Source organism: Xanthobacter sp. DMC47 (genome assembly GCF_056313845.1).
This window is the reverse complement of the sequence record NZ_JBQUZM010000001.1, coordinates 532,639-547,961: the sequence shown is the minus strand read 5'-3', so window position 1 is coordinate 547,961 and position 15,323 is coordinate 532,639. Positions and strand designations below refer to the sequence as shown.

General features: G+C 70.0%; 18 protein-coding genes and 1 pseudogene. 6 read left to right on the top strand and 13 right to left on the bottom strand.

Annotation, left to right across the window (positions count from 1 at the left end):
• Nucleotides 1–3: 3 nt before the first annotated feature.
• On the bottom strand, nt 4–1,158 hold the full coding sequence (locus ACT54R_RS02620) for a glutathionylspermidine synthase family protein (protein ID WP_476323230.1): 1,155 nt from the start codon (nt 1,156–1,158) through the stop codon (nt 4–6).
• Nucleotides 1,158–1,730, bottom strand: coding sequence for a DUF1190 domain-containing protein (locus tag ACT54R_RS02615; RefSeq protein WP_476323227.1), 573 nt, complete (start codon nt 1,728–1,730; stop codon nt 1,158–1,160). The genes ACT54R_RS02620 and ACT54R_RS02615 overlap by 1 nt, the downstream gene beginning before the upstream one ends.
• A 272-nt stretch (nt 1,731–2,002) precedes the next feature.
• Here ACT54R_RS02615 and ACT54R_RS02610 point away from each other — a divergent pair, with 272 nt between their 5' ends.
• Nucleotides 2,003–3,319 carry an MFS transporter gene (locus ACT54R_RS02610; RefSeq protein ID WP_476323224.1) on the top strand — a complete coding sequence of 439 codons (1,317 nt, stop codon included), beginning with the start codon at nt 2,003–2,005 and terminating at the stop codon, nt 3,317–3,319.
• On the opposite strand, the gene ACT54R_RS02605 is transcribed toward ACT54R_RS02610, so the two are convergent.
• The 3 genes from ACT54R_RS02605 to ACT54R_RS02595 are packed head-to-tail and all read right to left on the bottom strand — an operon-like array spanning nt 3,232 to nt 4,584.
• Nucleotides 3,232–3,699 carry a nuclear transport factor 2 family protein gene (locus ACT54R_RS02605; RefSeq protein ID WP_476323221.1) on the bottom strand — a complete coding sequence of 156 codons (468 nt, stop codon included), beginning with the start codon at nt 3,697–3,699 and terminating at the stop codon, nt 3,232–3,234. The genes ACT54R_RS02610 and ACT54R_RS02605 overlap by 88 nt on opposite strands.
• Nucleotides 3,696–4,103, bottom strand: a complete 408-nt coding sequence (locus tag ACT54R_RS02600) for a VOC family protein (RefSeq protein ID WP_476323218.1) — start codon at nt 4,101–4,103, stop codon at nt 3,696–3,698. Before ACT54R_RS02600 ends, ACT54R_RS02605 begins: the two co-directional genes overlap by 4 nt.
• 7 nt (nt 4,104–4,110) lie before the next feature.
• On the bottom strand, nt 4,111–4,584 hold the full coding sequence (locus ACT54R_RS02595) for a cupin domain-containing protein (RefSeq protein WP_476323215.1): 474 nt from the start codon (nt 4,582–4,584) through the stop codon (nt 4,111–4,113).
• 99 nt (nt 4,585–4,683) lie between these two features.
• Here ACT54R_RS02595 and ACT54R_RS02590 point away from each other — a divergent pair, with 99 nt between their 5' ends.
• Nucleotides 4,684–5,574, top strand: coding sequence for a LysR substrate-binding domain-containing protein (locus tag ACT54R_RS02590; RefSeq protein ID WP_476323212.1), 891 nt, complete (start codon nt 4,684–4,686; stop codon nt 5,572–5,574).
• 37 nt (nt 5,575–5,611) lie between these two features.
• Here ACT54R_RS02590 and ACT54R_RS02585 read toward each other — a convergent pair whose 3' ends face one another.
• Entirely contained in the window at nt 5,612–6,031 is a 420-nt protein-coding gene (locus tag ACT54R_RS02585) for a DUF1330 domain-containing protein (RefSeq protein WP_476323209.1), read from the bottom strand.
• A 2-nt stretch (nt 6,032–6,033) separates the two neighbouring features.
• Nucleotides 6,034–6,855 (bottom strand): crotonase/enoyl-CoA hydratase family protein, encoded by an 822-nt coding sequence (locus tag ACT54R_RS02580; protein ID WP_476323206.1) that lies wholly within the window; start codon nt 6,853–6,855, stop codon nt 6,034–6,036.
• 84 nt (nt 6,856–6,939) lie between these two features.
• Between ACT54R_RS02580 and ACT54R_RS02575 the strand changes: the two genes are divergently transcribed.
• From ACT54R_RS02575 to ACT54R_RS02565, 3 genes are all read left to right on the top strand, one after another.
• Nucleotides 6,940–7,545 carry a TetR/AcrR family transcriptional regulator gene (locus ACT54R_RS02575; protein ID WP_476323203.1) on the top strand — a complete coding sequence of 202 codons (606 nt, stop codon included), beginning with the start codon at nt 6,940–6,942 and terminating at the stop codon, nt 7,543–7,545.
• Nucleotides 7,546–7,611: 66 nt separating this feature from the next.
• On the top strand, nt 7,612–8,586 hold the full coding sequence (locus ACT54R_RS02570; RefSeq protein ID WP_168460775.1) for an aldo/keto reductase: 975 nt from the start codon (nt 7,612–7,614) through the stop codon (nt 8,584–8,586).
• A 162-nt stretch (nt 8,587–8,748) separates the two neighbouring features.
• Nucleotides 8,749–8,907, top strand: a complete 159-nt coding sequence (locus tag ACT54R_RS02565; RefSeq protein ID WP_168460773.1) for a hypothetical protein — start codon at nt 8,749–8,751, stop codon at nt 8,905–8,907.
• 30 nt (nt 8,908–8,937) lie between these two features.
• Here the strand turns inward: ACT54R_RS02565 and ACT54R_RS02560 are convergent, their stop codons facing one another.
• The 6 genes and pseudogenes from ACT54R_RS02560 to ACT54R_RS02535 form a co-directional block, all read right to left on the bottom strand.
• A complete protein-coding gene (locus tag ACT54R_RS02560; protein ID WP_476323198.1) occupies nt 8,938–9,759 on the bottom strand; it encodes an alpha/beta fold hydrolase in 822 nt (273 codons plus the stop codon).
• Entirely contained in the window at nt 9,759–10,475 is a 717-nt protein-coding gene (locus tag ACT54R_RS02555; RefSeq protein WP_476323195.1) for an ABC transporter ATP-binding protein, read from the bottom strand. Before ACT54R_RS02555 ends, ACT54R_RS02560 begins: the two co-directional genes overlap by 1 nt.
• Nucleotides 10,468–11,139, bottom strand: a pseudogene (locus ACT54R_RS02550) (ABC transporter ATP-binding protein); the annotation flags it as partial. The pseudogene ACT54R_RS02550 and the gene ACT54R_RS02555, both read right to left, overlap by 8 nt.
• Before the next feature lie 64 nt (nt 11,140–11,203).
• Nucleotides 11,204–12,190, bottom strand: coding sequence for a branched-chain amino acid ABC transporter permease (locus tag ACT54R_RS02545; RefSeq protein ID WP_476323192.1), 987 nt, complete (start codon nt 12,188–12,190; stop codon nt 11,204–11,206).
• Complete coding sequence (locus ACT54R_RS02540; RefSeq protein WP_476323189.1) at nt 12,187–13,047, bottom strand: branched-chain amino acid ABC transporter permease; 861 nt, start codon at nt 13,045–13,047, stop codon at nt 12,187–12,189. Before ACT54R_RS02540 ends, ACT54R_RS02545 begins: the two co-directional genes overlap by 4 nt.
• Nucleotides 13,048–13,223: 176 nt before the next feature.
• Nucleotides 13,224–14,474, bottom strand: a complete 1,251-nt coding sequence (locus ACT54R_RS02535; protein WP_168460763.1) for an ABC transporter substrate-binding protein — start codon at nt 14,472–14,474, stop codon at nt 13,224–13,226.
• 153 nt (nt 14,475–14,627) lie between these two features.
• On the opposite strand from ACT54R_RS02535, the gene ACT54R_RS02530 reads away from it, so the two are divergent.
• Nucleotides 14,628–15,305 carry a GntR family transcriptional regulator gene (locus ACT54R_RS02530; protein ID WP_168460761.1) on the top strand — a complete coding sequence of 226 codons (678 nt, stop codon included), beginning with the start codon at nt 14,628–14,630 and terminating at the stop codon, nt 15,303–15,305.
• The last annotated feature ends 18 nt before the right edge of the window (nt 15,306–15,323 follow it).

Here is a 15,323-nt window from a genome sequence, read left to right as displayed (position 1 = left end):
GGCTCAGCCGTCGATGATGTGTGGCACGAAGCGGGAGAGGTTGGCGGTGATGGGCGAGGCATCCTCGCGGATACCCATGCCGCAGGCGGTGTCGCCGACGATCCAGCTGCCGATCACCGCATGGCCGTACGCCGATTCGAAGAGCGGCGCGGCCGCCTGCACCACATGGCCTTCCGCCCCGTAGCGGCCGGGCGTCGTTTCCACTCGGCCGCCGCGCACCAGCGTCACGTTCTCGCCCTCGCGCGAGAACAGCGGCTTCACCACGTGATCGCCCAGCGCCTCGGCGCGGGGATCGCCCGCGAAATAGGCCGGCAGCAGGTTGGGGTGGCCGGGGAACATCTCCCACAGCAGGGGCAGGATCGCCTTGGTGGAGAGCAGCGCCTTCCACGGCGGCTCGATATACGAGCAGCGGGCGCCGGCGAGGTGGACGGCGAAGGCCTCGTCGAACATCCATTCCCACGGATAGAGCTTGAACATCCGCGAGATGACGAGGTTGTCGAGATCGATGAAGCGCCCGCGCGCATCGACGCCGATGTCGGCCATGTTGATGAGCTGCACCCGGTTGCCGGCCTGCTGCGCGCAATCGGCGAGATAGGTCAGCGTGCCGCCATCCTCCACGTCGTCCAGCATCCCGGCGAGGTGCAGGCGCGGCCCGGTGCCCATGGCGGCGAACTGCGCCACGAGGCGTTCGTGCACCGAATTGAACTGGTCTGCGGCGGCCGGAACGATGCCGAGGCTGCGCGCCTCCTCGAGCCAGATCCACTGGAAGACGGCGGCCTCATAGAGGCCGGTGGGGGTATCGGCGTTGTACTCCAACAGCTTGGCCGGCCCCGTGCCGTCATAGGCGAGGTCGAAGCGGCCGTAGAGCGTGGGTTCGGCGGCGCGCCACGAGGCCGCCACCAGATCGCGATGGGCCTCCGGCACGCCGAGGCGCGCCATGACCTGCGGATCCGCCACCGCGCGTTCGGCGAGGGCGAGGCACATCTGGTGGAGGTCGCGGCTCGGGTCCTCGATGGCGCCCTCGATCTCCGCGAGGCTGAACGAGAACATGGCGCTCTCGTCCCAATAGGGCGCGCCGTACATGTCGGCGAAGTGGAAGCCGAGGCGCGTGGCCGTCGCGCGCCAGTCCGGGCGCGGGGAGATGGAATGGCGCCGCATCAGGAGCCGCCGCCTTTTCCCCCGCCGCCCTTGCCTCCGCTGCCATGGGCGCCGAACCCGCCGCGTCCCCCCGCGCCGATGCCCTTGCCCCCGCCAACCGTCGTCGGGCCGAGGGCCATGCCGCCGCCGGCACCGACGCCAGCGAAGGCGGGGAGCTGCCGGTAGGAGGTGGGGTCTTGCAACGAGCGATAGAGGGCCGTGCCGAGATTCGCCTGGCGGCCAGGCGCGGCCAGGCTGAGAAGAAAGCCGGTCATGAGCGGCGCCATCACCAGGGCGACGGTGCCGTCGGGCCGCGGCACCAGGTTGAAATCGCAGGCGCTGTCGGTGGCGCGCTCGCACTCGGCGCGGGAGGTGAAGCGCGGCGCGCTCCGCGCATGGGCGCGCTGCGCCTCGACATAGGCGGCTTCGCAGGTCTGCGCCGGCACGTCGTCGGCGACGCACTGGCGCACTGCGTCCACGTGATTGCCCTCATAGATAACGGCGGCGGTTTCGTCGGGGCCATTGCAGGCGTAGAAGGTCAGCACCGTCCCGCCGAGAAGCAGGCCGAGGCTGATCTGAGCAGACCGCTTCATCGCGCTCCGTCCCTCCCAAATCCCCGCAACGCAGGTCGCCCGCACGCAGGACCCCTGGCGCGGGCGGAGGCGGAACCTAAGGTTGTCTCCCCCCAACGTAAAGCGGATTCGGATGACGCTGCGTCCGCCACGCCGGCGAAATCGACTGCATGGTGAGCGGGATCTGGACCGTATCCGACGGCGTTGTCACGCTGCCGCTGTGTCATGCCGTGATGGCAGGACGATTCGGCCGCTTTTCCGCGCAGGGAACGACGAGTTTCGGGGGGCAGCCGATGGTCGCGGGTGATGGGGTGGGGCAGGGCGGTGGCGGAGAGGCGGTCCATCCGGGGCCGTCGCGCCGCGCTATGCTGGGGCTCGATGCGCTCAATTTCTTCCTGGCGGACGTGCGCGACGGGCTCGGGCCCTATCTCGCCATCTATCTCCTCGCCGTGCGCGGGCCGGAGCAGGGCTGGACGGAGGCCACCGTTGGCTTCGTGATGACCATCGCCGGCCTCACCGGGCTCCTCGCCCAGACCCCGGCCGGCGCGCTCATCGACAGCAGCCGCAACAAGCCGGCCATCGTGATCGCCGGCGCGCTTGCCGTGACGATCGCCTGCCTGTCGCTGCCCTTCCTCTCGAACTTCTATCTGGTGGCGGGCAGCCAGTCGCTGGCGGCCATGGCGGGGGCCATCTTCCCGCCCGCGCTCTCGGGCATCACGCTGGGCCTCGTGGGGCAGAAGGCGTTTGCGCGGCGCATCGGGCGCAACGAGGCGTTCAACCATCTCGGCAATGCGGTGTCCGCCGCCATCGCCGCCGGCACGGCGGTGCTGTTCGGTCCCATCGTGGTGTTCTGGCTCATGGCCGTGCTGGCCGCGTGCAGCATCGGCGCCATGCTGGTGGTGCCGCGCCGGGAGATCGACGACACGCTGGCCCGCGGCCTCGCCCACGATGCCGCCCACCATGAACATCCCTCGGGCCTCAAGACGCTCCTGTCGAGCCGGCCGCTGCTGATCTTCGCGCTCACCTGCTTCCTCTTTCACCTTTCCAACGCGGCCATGCTGCCCACCACCGGCCAGTTGCTGACCTATGTGGTGGGCAAGGAGCAGGCGACCTCGCTCATCGCGCTCTGCATCGTGGCGGCGCAGTGCGTGATGGTGCCCATGGCCATCATGGTGGGCGCGAAGGCGGATGCGTGGGGGCGCAAGCCCATCTTCCTCGTCGCCTTCGCCGTGCTGGCGCTGCGCGGCGCGCTCTACACGCTGTCCAGCAACCCGTTCTGGCTGTTCGCCGTGCAGTGCCTCGATGGCGTGGGCGCGGGCATCTTCGGCGCGCTCTTCCCGGTGGTGGTGGCCGACCTCACGCGCGGCACCGGGCGCTTCAATGTCAGCCAGGGGGCGGTGGCCACGGCGCAGGGGCTGGGGGCGGCGTTTTCGGCCTCCATCGCCGGCGTGACCATCGTCGCCGCCGGTTACAGCGCCGCCTTCCTGACACTGGCCGCCATCGCGGCGGCGGGCTTCCTGCTCTATCTCTTCGCCATGTCGGAGACGGGGCCGGCCGCTGCCGAGGCGCCCGCCGCGCCGCCACCGGGCAGCGCGACCGTATCGCCATAGAGCGCTTCGGCCTCGATCTTCAGCCCGCCGCGAAAGACGAAGATTTCGCATGCGCGGCGGGTGGTGTCCCCGAGGGTCGCCTCGTAATGCACCACCATGCGCTGGCCCGGCTCATCGCAGATGGCGGCGAGGAGGCGGAATTCCAGCCGCTCGATGCGCCCCAGCGCCGCCCGCCAATAGGCTTCGATGGCCGGGCGGCCTTCCAGCGTTGCGCTCCCGGTCATCTGCAGGGCGATGGGGCTGCGGAAGCGCGCATCGTCGGTGAAGGCGGAGAGCACCGCCTCCACGTCGCGCCGGTTCCAGGCGGCGATCCAGGCCTGCGCGTGGGCGTGCATCTGCTCGCGCGTAAGGGTCACGTCGGGGGCCTCTGGATGGGTCACGGCGCCGGTGTCTCCTCCGCCGCATGGCAACAGACGCAGATCTTGTTGCCGTCGCGGTCGCGGAAATAGGCGCCGTAATAGTTTGGGTGATAGTGCGGCCGAAGCCCCGGCCCGCCTTCATCCGTGCCGCCGGCGGCCAGCGCCAAGCGGTGGATGTCGTCCACGCTCGCCCGGTCCGGCGCGAGCAGGGCGACCATGGCGCCGTTGCCGGGCGCGGCGGGGCCGCCGTCGAAGGGAAGGCACAGCAGGAACAGGGGAAAGCGCCCCTCCGCCGGCTGCCATCCGGCCTTCCCGTCGGCGGCATCGAAGAAGCGCAGGCGCCAGCCGAGGCGCGCCATCAGCGGATCGTAGAAGGCCTTCGCGGCAACGATGTCGTTCGTGCCGATATTCACGTGGGAAATCATGCGGGCCTCACCATGGGGTTCCGTCCTTGCGGGTGAAGGACCAGCCGGCGGCGGAAAACTGCGCCACCAGATCGTCCTCGGGATAGGTGCCGGCATCATGGGGATCCCGGTCGCCGATCTCCAGATAGCGGACCTCTTCCGCGCTTTTATTGACGAGATGATGGGCGAGGCCGTTCGCCGGAAAGCCGATGCACATGCCGGGGCCGAGCAGGAACTCGCCCTCGTCGGTGCGCAAGGTCGGCGTGCCGGCGAGGATATAGACGAACTCCTCCGACAGGCTGTGCCGGTGCAGCAGCGCGGACTGTGCGCCGGGCGCCAGCGTGGTGAGGTTCACGCCGAAGCGCGAGAGGCCGAAGGCGTCGCCCAACTGCCGCTTCTCCCGCCCCGCCATGCGCGCGGCGAAGGGCGCGGGATAGTTGGAGGGCTTGGTGCGGGGCGGCACGTCCTCGGCTGCGAGCGGCGTGCGGGCGGGGCCTGTCATGGGGTGGTCCTCAGACAATGATCGGGCTGGAAGCTAGCGGATGTTTGGGCTGAAATGGGTGAGAAGTTCTCACCTGTTTGGTTCGTCCGGGAAGCGCTCATGTCCTCCAACCTGCCGTCGCTACGCGGCCTCGCGGCCCTTGATGCGCTGGCGCGGCACAAAAGGCAGGGGGCGGCCGCCGAGGCGCTGGGCATCTCGCGCTCCGCGCTCTCCCACCGCATCGCGGATCTGGAGGCGGAACTGGGCGCGCGGCTCGTAACCCGCTCCGGCCGGGTCTGCGTGCTGACGGACGAGGGCACCGCGCTCCTCGCCGCCATGGGCGATGCCATCGGCCGGATCGAGGCGGCGGTGGCGCCCCTCCAGAGGCGCGCCCGGCAGATCCGGCTCTCCACCGTGAACACGCTGGCCGCCAACTGGCTGCTGCCGCGCCTGCCGCGTTTCCAGCGCGCCCATCCCGACATCGAGATCGCGGTGCTGACCACGCAGCGCGTGGTGGATCTCGACGGGGAGGATGTGGACTGCGCCATCCGCAACGGCATGGGCGACTGGCCCGGCATAGAGGCGCGGCTTCTCTTCCGCGAGACGCTGGTGCCCGCCGCCGCGCCCGGCCTGGCGCTGGGCCGGCCGTCCGACTGGCCGGTGATCCGCGCCCGCGCCCGCTTCCGCGACTGGCCGCTGTGGTGGCAACAGACGCGGCAGAAGGGCGAGGCTCCGGCCGGCGGCATGGTGGTGGAGAACCGGGCGCAGGCGCTGGAGGCGGCGCTGGCCGGGGCCGGCGTCGTGCTCACTGATGCGCGTTACCTGGACGCCCATCTCGCCGCCGGGAGACTGCGGGTGCTGGGGCCGCTGATGGAGCTTGAGAGCGGTTTCCATTTCATCCGCAGCCGATCGCCGCGCAATCCGCGCAACATCGATGCCCTCGCGCGCTGGCTGGAAGCGGAGGGCCAGGCGGCGCCGCAGGCCGGGTGGCCGCTGGGCACTGCCGACTGAGAGCGGGGCGCGGCACCCTGCGATGCCGCGCCGCCAATCATCCCGCGAAGCCGGCGCCGGCCGGCAGGGGATCGAAGCGCACGAGCCGGCTGTCGGCGACGCCGGCCTGCCGGTGCGCCATGGCCTCGCGGTAGCGCGGATCGCGCAGCATCTGCACGAACGCGCCGGGGCTGGGATATTCGGCGATGAAGGCGATGTCCCAATGGGTCTCCGGCGGCCCGACGAGGGACAGCTCGAAGCCGCCGCGCCACACGATGCGCCCGCCCATCTCCGCGAGCACCGGCGCGCTGAGGCGGCTGTAGGCGTCATAGGCCTCGGCGCCGGTGGTGATGCGCCCGTCCGCATAGGCCACGCGCGGGCGCAGGCGGATGAGGTTCAGCAGGTGCACCGGGCCGGGCCGGTCGTTGGCGGCGAAGGCAGCGAACGTCTCGCGGGTGAAGCTGGTGTGTCCCTCCATGGTCAGCCCTCCGCAGATGCGGTCCACAGGCCCGGATAGGCAGGCGCGCGGCGGGCGATCCAGGCATCGAGCCCCTCGCGCAGGTCGGCGGTGGGGGCCATGCGGGCGAACTGCTCGGCCTCCACCAGCAGGCCCTCGGCGATGGGCAGGTTGATGCCGCGCGTCACCGCCGTGAGGATGGTGGAAACGGCGAGCGGGGAGTGGACGAGGATTCGCTCCAGGAGGTCGCGGGCGCGGGGCAGCAGCTCGTCGTGGGGCACCACGGCGTTCACCAGCCCCAGCTCCAGCGCGCGCGCAGGCGTGAAGGTCTCGCCGGTGAGCAGCAGCTCCATCGCCCGCTTGCGGCCGGCGAGGCGCGGCAGGCGCTGGGTGCCGCCGAAGGTGGGCGGCATGCCGAGGCGGATCTCGGGCTTGGCGAACACCGCGCGATCGCTGGCGATGGCCAGCGGCGCCGCCTCCGTCACCTCGCAGCCGCCGCCATAGGCGAGGCCATTGACCGCCACCACCAGCGGCTTGCGGAAGGCTTCCACCCGCGCCGTCAGCCTTTGGCCGCGCGCCACGAAATCGCGCAACGCGGCCTCCGGGCTCTGCGCCACCGAGCGGGAGAATTCGGGAATGTCGCCGCCCGCAGAGAAGGCGCGTCCGGTGCCGGTGAGGATGACGCCGCGGATGCCGTCGTCGCCCTCGATTTCGTCGAGGTGGCGCAGCAGCGTCTCGATGGTGGCGTAGCTCAGTGCGTTGAGCTTTTCCGGGCGGTTGAGGGTGAGGGTGGCGATGGCGCCTTCGACCGTCTTCAGCACAAGGTCCGTCTCGTTCGCTGTCATGAATGATCTCCCCGTTCGATGAGGAGCCGACCCTGCACGCAGCGGCCGGTTGAGTATACTCACTGTACGGTATACCTTGCGGCCATGCCCAAGCCCTCCGGTACCCGCCCCACCGACACGCGCGGAAAGATCGTCCAGGCCGCCTCGAAGCTGTTCTATGCGGAGGGCATCGGCCGCGTGAGCATGGATGCGGTGGCGGAGAAGGCGGGCGTCACCAAGCGGACGCTCTACTATCATTTCGACAGCAAGGACGACCTCGTCGCGGCCTATCTCGACGCCCGCGACCAGCCCAACCTGAAACAGATGGCGGCATGGTTCGCCGCCGCCGAGGGCGGGGCGGACGCGAAGCTCGCGGCCATCTTCGCGGCCCTCGCCAAGAGCGCGCGGCATCCCAAGTGGAAGGGCTGCGGCTTCCTGCGCACCACGGCGGAACTGGCCGCGCTGCCCGGACACCCGGCGGTGAAGATCGGCGCGCGCCACAAGGCGGCCTTCGCCACGTGGCTGGCGGGCGAACTGGAGGCCGCCGGCTTCGCCGCGCCCACGGCGCTGGCGCGGCAGATCCTGCTGCTGCTGGATGGTGCCTTCTCCGCCTCGCTGGTGCATCGCGATGCGAGCTGGTTCGAGGAGGCGGGCGCCGCCGCCGGCGCCCTGGTGCGCGCCCATCCGCGCGGGATGAGCGCGGTATCGTGATGCACTGAACGCTTGCAAGTGGCGCCCCGGCGGCCATGGTGGGCGCCTTCATCGCGGGAGACGGCAGTGGACTACGTGAAATTCGGCGCGACCGGCCTTGAGGTCTCGAAGCTGTGCCTCGGCTGCATGACGTTCGGCGAGCCCAACCGCGGCTCCCACGCCTGGACCCTGAAGGAGGAGGAGAGCCGTCCGCTCATCCGGCAGGCCCTCGACCTCGGCATCAATTTCCTCGACACCGCCAACGTCTATTCGGACGGCACGTCGGAAGAGATCGTCGGCCGCGCGCTGAAGGATTTTGTGCGGCGCGAGGAGGTGGTGCTCGCCACCAAGGTGTTCAACCGCATGCGTCCCGGCCCCAATGGCGCGGGCCTCTCGCGGAAGGCGATCATGGCCGAGATCGATGCCAGCCTGCGCCGGCTCGGCACGGACTATGTGGACCTCTACCAGATCCACCGCTTCGACCACGCCACCCCCATCGAGGAGACGCTGGAGGCGCTGCACGATGTGGTGAAGGCGGGCAAGGCGCGCTACATCGGCGCCTCCTCCATGCCGGCATGGCGCTTCGCCAAGGCGATCTACATCTCGCGCCTCAACGGCTGGACGCGCTTCGTGAGCATGCAGAACCACATGAACCTCCTCTATCGCGAGGAGGAGCGCGAGATGCTGCCCCTGTGCATCGAGGAAGGCGTGGCCGTCATCCCGTGGAGCCCGCTGGCGCGCGGCCGGCTGGCGCGGGCGTGGGACGAGGCGACCTATCGCCTGGAGAGCGACGAATTCGGCAAGACGCTCTATGTGGCGGGCGACCGGGAGGTGGTGGACGCGGTGGGCGCCATCGCCGCCGCGCGGGGCGTGCCGCGCGCGCAGGTGGCGCTTGCCTGGATGCTGCAGAAGAAGGGCGTCACCGCGCCCATCATCGGCGCCTCGAAGCCGGGCCATCTCACGGACGCGGTGGCGGCCCTCTCGCTGGCGCTGACGGCGGAGGAGATCGCCGCGCTGGAGGCGCCCTACGTGCCGCACCGCGTGGCCGGCTTTACGGACTGAGCCGCCGCGCCCGCCGTGGCGAAAAGATCACGTTTCGTCGATCTGTGGGCGGCGACCCCGCCCGCAGCAAAGCCGCCGCTTTCCTGTCGAAATTCCGCCCGGCACCCGGAGCATCACGATCAAGCGGGCATATTGGCCCGATCGTGTTTCTGGACCAGACCCATGAAGGGCATCGCCTTCGGCATCATCCTCACCCTTGTCGCCGCGCTGATGAGCGTGGGTGTCACCCTAGTGTTCGGCGGCAGCGGCGGCTTGAACTTCCTGCTCGCGCTCGGCTTCACGCTGGTGGCCCTCGCCATGGACGTTCCGACCGTCGCCTGACGCCGGCCGGCGACGCGAGTCCGCGCGGCGTCAGCCCGCCCGCGCTGCGGCAGATTCCGCGCGCGGCGTGTGCGATGCGCGGGCAAACCCTGTGAGCAGCACCGCCACCTCCGCCGGCGCCTGAAGGGTCGGCACATGCGCGCAATCGTGGATCTCGTGGAATGTGCCGTTGGGCACGAGGTCGGCGAGTTCGCGCGCCATGGCCGTCGGCGTCGCCGCATCGAAGGTGCCGGCGCAGGCGAACACCGGCACGGCGAGATCGCGCGCGGCGTCCCTCAGGTCGAGGGTCGCGAGAAGGCCGCAGGCTTCGCCGAACGCCTCCGGATCGGTGGCGACGAAAGCGGCGCGCCGCTCCGCCAGCGTCTCCGGCACCCGTGCCGCCATGGCGGCGGGGAACAGGCGCAGCATGGCCGTCTGGGCGATGGATTCCAGCCCCTCCGCACCGGCCTTCGCGGCCATGAAGCGGAAGGCGCCGCGCCCCTCCTCGGTGAAGCGCGCGCCGCAGCCGGCCAGAAACAGGCCGCTCGACAGGTGCGGATGGCGCAGCGCCGTGGCGAGGGCGAGGAACGAGCCGTAGCCGTTGCCGAACAGGATGGGCGTCTCGCCGGGGCAGGCCTCCGCCACCGCCGCCGCCACCGCATCCGCCTGCCCCTCAAGCCCGCCTTCCACACGCGGCGAGCCGCCGAAGCCCGGCAGATCCAGCAGCACCAGCCGGAAGCGGTCGGACAGCAGCGGCACCATGGGTTCCAGGCTGCCGCGATCGGACAGGAGCGAGTGCAGGAAGACGATGCTGGGACCGGTGCCGGTGATGTGCGCGGAGAGGCCGGCGGCGCTTGTATTGGCGGTGAGCATCAGTGCACTCCCAGATGTTGGGCCATGAGGGCGGGGTCGTCGGCGAGAACCTGTGGCGGTCCGCGCCAGACCACCTCTCCCGAAGACAGGACGACGCAGGTGTCGGCGAGCCGCAGCGCCAGCGGCAGATTGTGCTCCACGAGCAGGATGGAGAGCCCCGCCTGCTTCAGCGCGGCGATGGCATCCGCAACCTCGGCGACGATCTGCGGGGCAAGGCCTTCCGCCGGCTCGTCCAGCAGCAGCACGCGGGGATTGGTGACGAGCGCGCGGGCGATGGCCAGCATCTGCTGCTCGCCGCCGGACATGGAGCCCGCGAGCTGCCGGCGCCGCTCCTTCAGGCGCGGAAACAGCGTCTCCACCGAGGCGATGTCGAACACCCGCGCCGCCTTGTGGCGCGGCGGCCGGTAGGCGATGGTGAGGTGTTCCTGCACGGTGAGGGACGGGAAGATGCGCCGCCCCTGCGGCACCAGCCCGACGCCCAGCCGGCAGATGGCCTCCGGCTTGCGGTTCTCCAGCGACGTGCCGAACAGATCGATGCGGCCCTGCCGGGCATCGAGCAGCCCGGCGATGGCGGAGAGGGTCGTGGACTTGCCCGCGCCGTTGCGGCCGAGCAGGGCGGTGACCGCGCCTTCCGCGCAGGCGATGTCCAGCCCGCGCACGGCGCAGATCTCGCCGTGATAGACGTGGAGATTGGACAGGGTGAGGGCTTCAGGCACCGAGATACACCTCCCGTGTGCGGGGATCGGCGGCGATGTCGGCGCGCGATCCGGTGGTGACCACCCGGCCGTGGTGGAGCAGGGTGATGCGCTCGGCGAAGGCGAGGGCGACATCCATGTCGTGCTCGATGAGCACCACGGTCATCTCCTCCGGCAAATTGGCGAGGAGGTCCTGCACCATCACCCGTTCGTCGCGGGAGAGGCCGGCGAGGGGCTCGTCCAGCAGCAGCACGCGCGGGGCGAGGGCCAGCGCCATGGCGATCTCCAGCCGCCGCCGGTCGCCATAGGCGGTCTGGGACACGGGCCGGTCGGCGAGGTCGGCGAGCTTCACCCGGTCGAGGATGGCGAGGGCTTCCGCCCTGAGCGACGCGTCCGCGTTGAAGGGGGCCCAGGCGCGCCACTTCTCGCGGCGGAGGCCGTTGAGCGCCAGCATCACGTTCCGGCAGATGGTCTCGTGCGGGAACAGCGTGAGGATCTGGTAGGTGCGGGCGAGGCCGAAGCCGGTGCGCTTGCGCGGCGGCAGTCCCACCAGCTCCGATCCGAACAGGCGGATGGAGCCGCCGGTGGGCGTGAGATCGCCGCAGATCAGGTTGAACAGCGTGGTCTTGCCCGCGCCGTTGGGGCCGAGCAGCAGATGCCGCTCGCCGGGCATGATGTCGAGGCTGACATCGGCGACGGCCGGCAGGCCGCCGAACTGCTTGGTCAGGCCGTCGATGCGAAGGGCCGGCTCAGCCATCGGCGCGCTCCCTCGGCACGAGTTTCGGGGCGGGGGCGGGTTTGTGCCGCTTCAGCCACGCGGTGAGGCGGTTGAAACCGGGCACGATGCCGTCCGGCATCACGAGGACGATGACGACGAAGGTGAAGCCGAGCAGCATCACCCAGCGGTCGATCCAGATGGAGGCGAGGTTCTTGAGCAGCACCACCAGCGCCGCGCCGATGAGCGGGCCGGCGAGGGTGCCGGCGCCGCCCGCCACCACCATCAGCAGCACTTCGGCGGAGGCGGTCACCGCCATCATGTGGGGGCTGACGAACTGGTGGTACCAGGCATAGAGCAGGCCGGCGGCGGCGCCCCAGGCGGCGGCGAGCATCCAGGCGACGAAGCGGATGCGCCACACGTCATAGCCCACCGCCCCCATGCGGCGCGGCTGGTCCCGCGTGCCACGCAGGGCGACGCCGAGCGGGCTGTCGAAGAAGCGGCCGAGCTGGATCAGCGCCAGCGCCAGCACGGCGAGGCAGAGCCACAGGAAATATTCCGGCTTCTCCAGCGGCAGCCACGCGCCGCCGGGGCGCGGCACGCCGGAGAGGCCGTTGTCGCCGCCGGTCACCGAGGTCCAGCGATAGGCCGCGCCCCAGACGATCTGGCAGAGCGCCATGGTGATCATCACGAAGCCGAGGCCGGTGGTGCGCAGCGCGACGAGAGCGAACAGCGCGGACACCGCAAGCGTCCCGCCCAGCGCCAGCAGCGCCGCCGCCACCGGATCGATGCCGCCCACGCTGGAGAGCCACGCCACCAGATAAGCGGTAAGGCCGGGGAAGACCGCGAAGCCGAGCGAGTTCAGCCCGGCATGGCCCACCAGCACGTTGAGCCCCAGCGCGCCGATGGCGGCGATGGCCACCTGGCTGGTGAGGTTCACGTAGAAGGGCGAGGAGGAGAACAGCGGCACCATGGCCATGGCGGCCAGCGCCACCGCGAAGGGGAGGGCGCGCGCGCTCATCCGAGCCTCCGGCCGAACAGGCCCTGCGGCGCCACGGAGAGCACCAGGATCATGGGCAGGAAGAGGATCACATAGGCGAGGTCGGGCACGAGCACCTGTCCGAACGTGTAGATGAAGCCGATGGCGTAGGCGCCGACGAACGCCCCGACGAGGCTCCCGGCGCCGCCGAGGATCACGACGAGGAGCGCCAGCGGCAGCATGTCCTGGTCGAGGCTGGGATAGACCGAGAGGATGGGGCCGCCGATGACGCCCCCGAGCCCCGCCAAAGCGGTGCCGAGGCAGAAGACTGCGGTGAACAGGGTGGAGGCGGAGACGCCGATGGCGCGGGCCATGCCCACGTCATCCACCGCCGCGCGGATCATGGCGCCGGCGCGGGTGCGCTCCACCAGCAGCCAAAGCCCCAGCGCCACGGCTGCCGAGGCGCCGATGACGAACAGCCGGTAGCGCGGGAACACCGCATCGCCGACCCGCACCGCGCCGGAGAGTTCCGGCGGCGGCGGCAGGCGCATGGGGTCGCCGCCCCACATCATCAGGCAGGCGTCGGCGATGATGAAGGCGAGGCCCAGCGTCAGCAGCACCTGCGGCAGCGTGCGCCCGGCAAGCCGCCGCAGCAGCGTGCGCTCGAGGATGCCGCCGAGCAGCCCCACGGCCACCGCAGCCGATGCCGCCGCCGCCCAGAAGCCGAAGCCGGCCTTCACGGCGGCAAGGCCCAGATAGGCGCCCAGCATGAACAGCGCGCCGTGGGCGAGGTTCGCCACCCGCATCAGCCCGAAGATGAGGCTGAAGCCCGACGCCAGCATGAACAGCAGCCCGCCGAGCGCGAGGGCATTGAGGCTTTGGCTGACCCAGAAGGTCATGATTGGTCCTCGGATAAGGTGCGGAAAATCGGCTAGGCGGACGCCTCTCCGCCCGTCATCCCCCGGCTCGTCCGGGGGATCCACGGTTTGGCCGGGCTGGCTATCGGCTTCATGCACCCTACGAGCGGCAGGGTGGATGCCCCGGACAAGCCGGGGCATGACGCCTTATTTGGTCGTCACTTCCCGAGGTTTTTGGCCGGCGGGTAGTCGCGGCTGTAGACCGGCTCGGCGAGGAAGGCCTTGGGATCGTAGATCCAGAACTGCGTCACCTTCGGATAGGTCTTGATGACCACGTTCTGCAGCCGCCCGTCCTTCTCCTCGGTCTTGCGGATGGTGACGTTCATGATGGGGTTGCCGTATTCGTCGAGGGTGACCTCGCCATACGGGCCCTTCTCCAGCTTCACGGAGCGGAGCGCCTTCATGAGCGCCTGCTTGTCCTCCACCTTGCCGTCCACGGCCTTTACGGCCGCATCGAGGAAGGCGCAGGCCGCGTAGGCGCCGGCAGTGTAGTAGCCGGGGTCGGCGCCGTATTTGGCGCGGATGCCGGCGGCGAATTCCTTGTTGCCCGGCACGTCCTGGGTCGCCGTGTACCAGCCGGAGGAGATGACGCCGACGGCTTCCTTGCCCATGGACTTGAGGATGCCCTCGTCCACCGTGGTCATCTGCGCGATCACCTTCACCGGCGCGCCGTACTCGGCGTACTGCTGGAGGAAGCGCAGGCCGTTGCCGCCGGCGAAGGCGGCGTAGACGGCATCCACGTCGGTGCGGATCTGGCTGATGTAGCTGCCGTAATCGGCGACGTTCAGCGGCGGCCACAGCTTCTGCACCACCTGACCGCCATTGTCCTCGAAGGCGCGCTGGAAGCCGGCGGTGGCCTCGTGGCCGAAGGCGAAGTCGTCGCCGATGGTGACGACGCGCTTCAGCTTCAGGTCCTTGGCGGCATATTCACCCAGCGCGTGGTTGGCCTGGGCAGAGGTGCCCACGGCGCGCACGAACCATGGGTTCTGCTTGCGCTGGGTGAGGTCTTCTGCCGCCGCCGAGGGCGAGATCACGGGCACGCCCACCTGCCGGATATAGTCGTCGATGGCCAGCGCCTCGAAGGCGGCGAGCGGGCCGATGATGGCGTTGACGCGCTCGCGCTCCACCAGCTCCTGCGCGCGGGTCTTGGTGGTGGCCGGCTGGCCGGCGGTGTCCACGGTGATGAGCTCCACCTTGCGGCCGCCCATCATGCCGTTCCGCTCGGCAAGGCAATATTCCATGCCCTGCTCCATCTGCTTGCCACCGGCCGCCAGCGCGCCGGAGCGCACCGTCATGAAGCCGACCTTGATGGGCGGCTGCTGCGCCGCTGCGGGCACGGCCATCAGCGCAGACAGCGCCGTCGCGGCGAGCCACGAACAGGCCGCGGTGCGCTTGGTGAGTGTGGGCATTTTTGCTCTCCCTGAGATGCTCTTGACGGCAAAATTTTTTGTCGTGATATTTCAGACAGAACCAAATTCCGCCGTCAAGGGCCATTTTTCCGTTGTTCTGTCGTTATCACTCCTCCAAGATGCGGCCAGAATTTCAGGGCATGAAATATGTTGATGGATCAGGACATCGCCTCTGATAAGGCCATCGGCGGCTCCGGCCTGCTGCGGGACGCGGTCTATGCGCGGCTCAAGGAGGAGATTCTCGGCTGCCGCCTCCAGCCCGGCGAGGAGCTGCGCGAGCAGGAGCTGGCCGGCCGCTTCGAGGTGAGCAAGCAGCCCGTGCGCGAGGCCCTGCTGCGGCTGGAGCAGGAGCGCCTCATCACCGTGCTGCCGCGCCAGGGCTACCGGGTGAATCCGGTGTCGCTTGCCGACGCGCGGGACATCTTCCGCTTTCGCGAGGTGATGGAGCCGGCCTGCGCGGCCGATGCCGCCCGCCACGCGACGGACGAGGTGCTGGCCGCTCTCGACGTGTTCCGCACCTTCGATGCGTCGAAGTCGGATTTCATCCGCTACAACCGTGCCTTCCATGTCGCGGTGGCCATGTGCTCGCCCCATCGCCGCATGCGGGAAGAGGTGGTGGATCTCGTCGCGCAGGCGGACCGGCTGGTGCTGGTCAGCATCGGCACCATGCAGGGGCGCGACCCCGACCGGCTCATTGCCGAACACGTCGCCATCATCGAGGCGCTGCAATCCCGCGACGGCCGCAAGGCCGCCCGCCTGCTGCGGGACCATATCGCCGATGCCGAAAAGCGGGTGGTCGCGGCTTTGTCGCGCCACGCTGTCGTCCTTTGAGAAAACTCGGAGAAACGC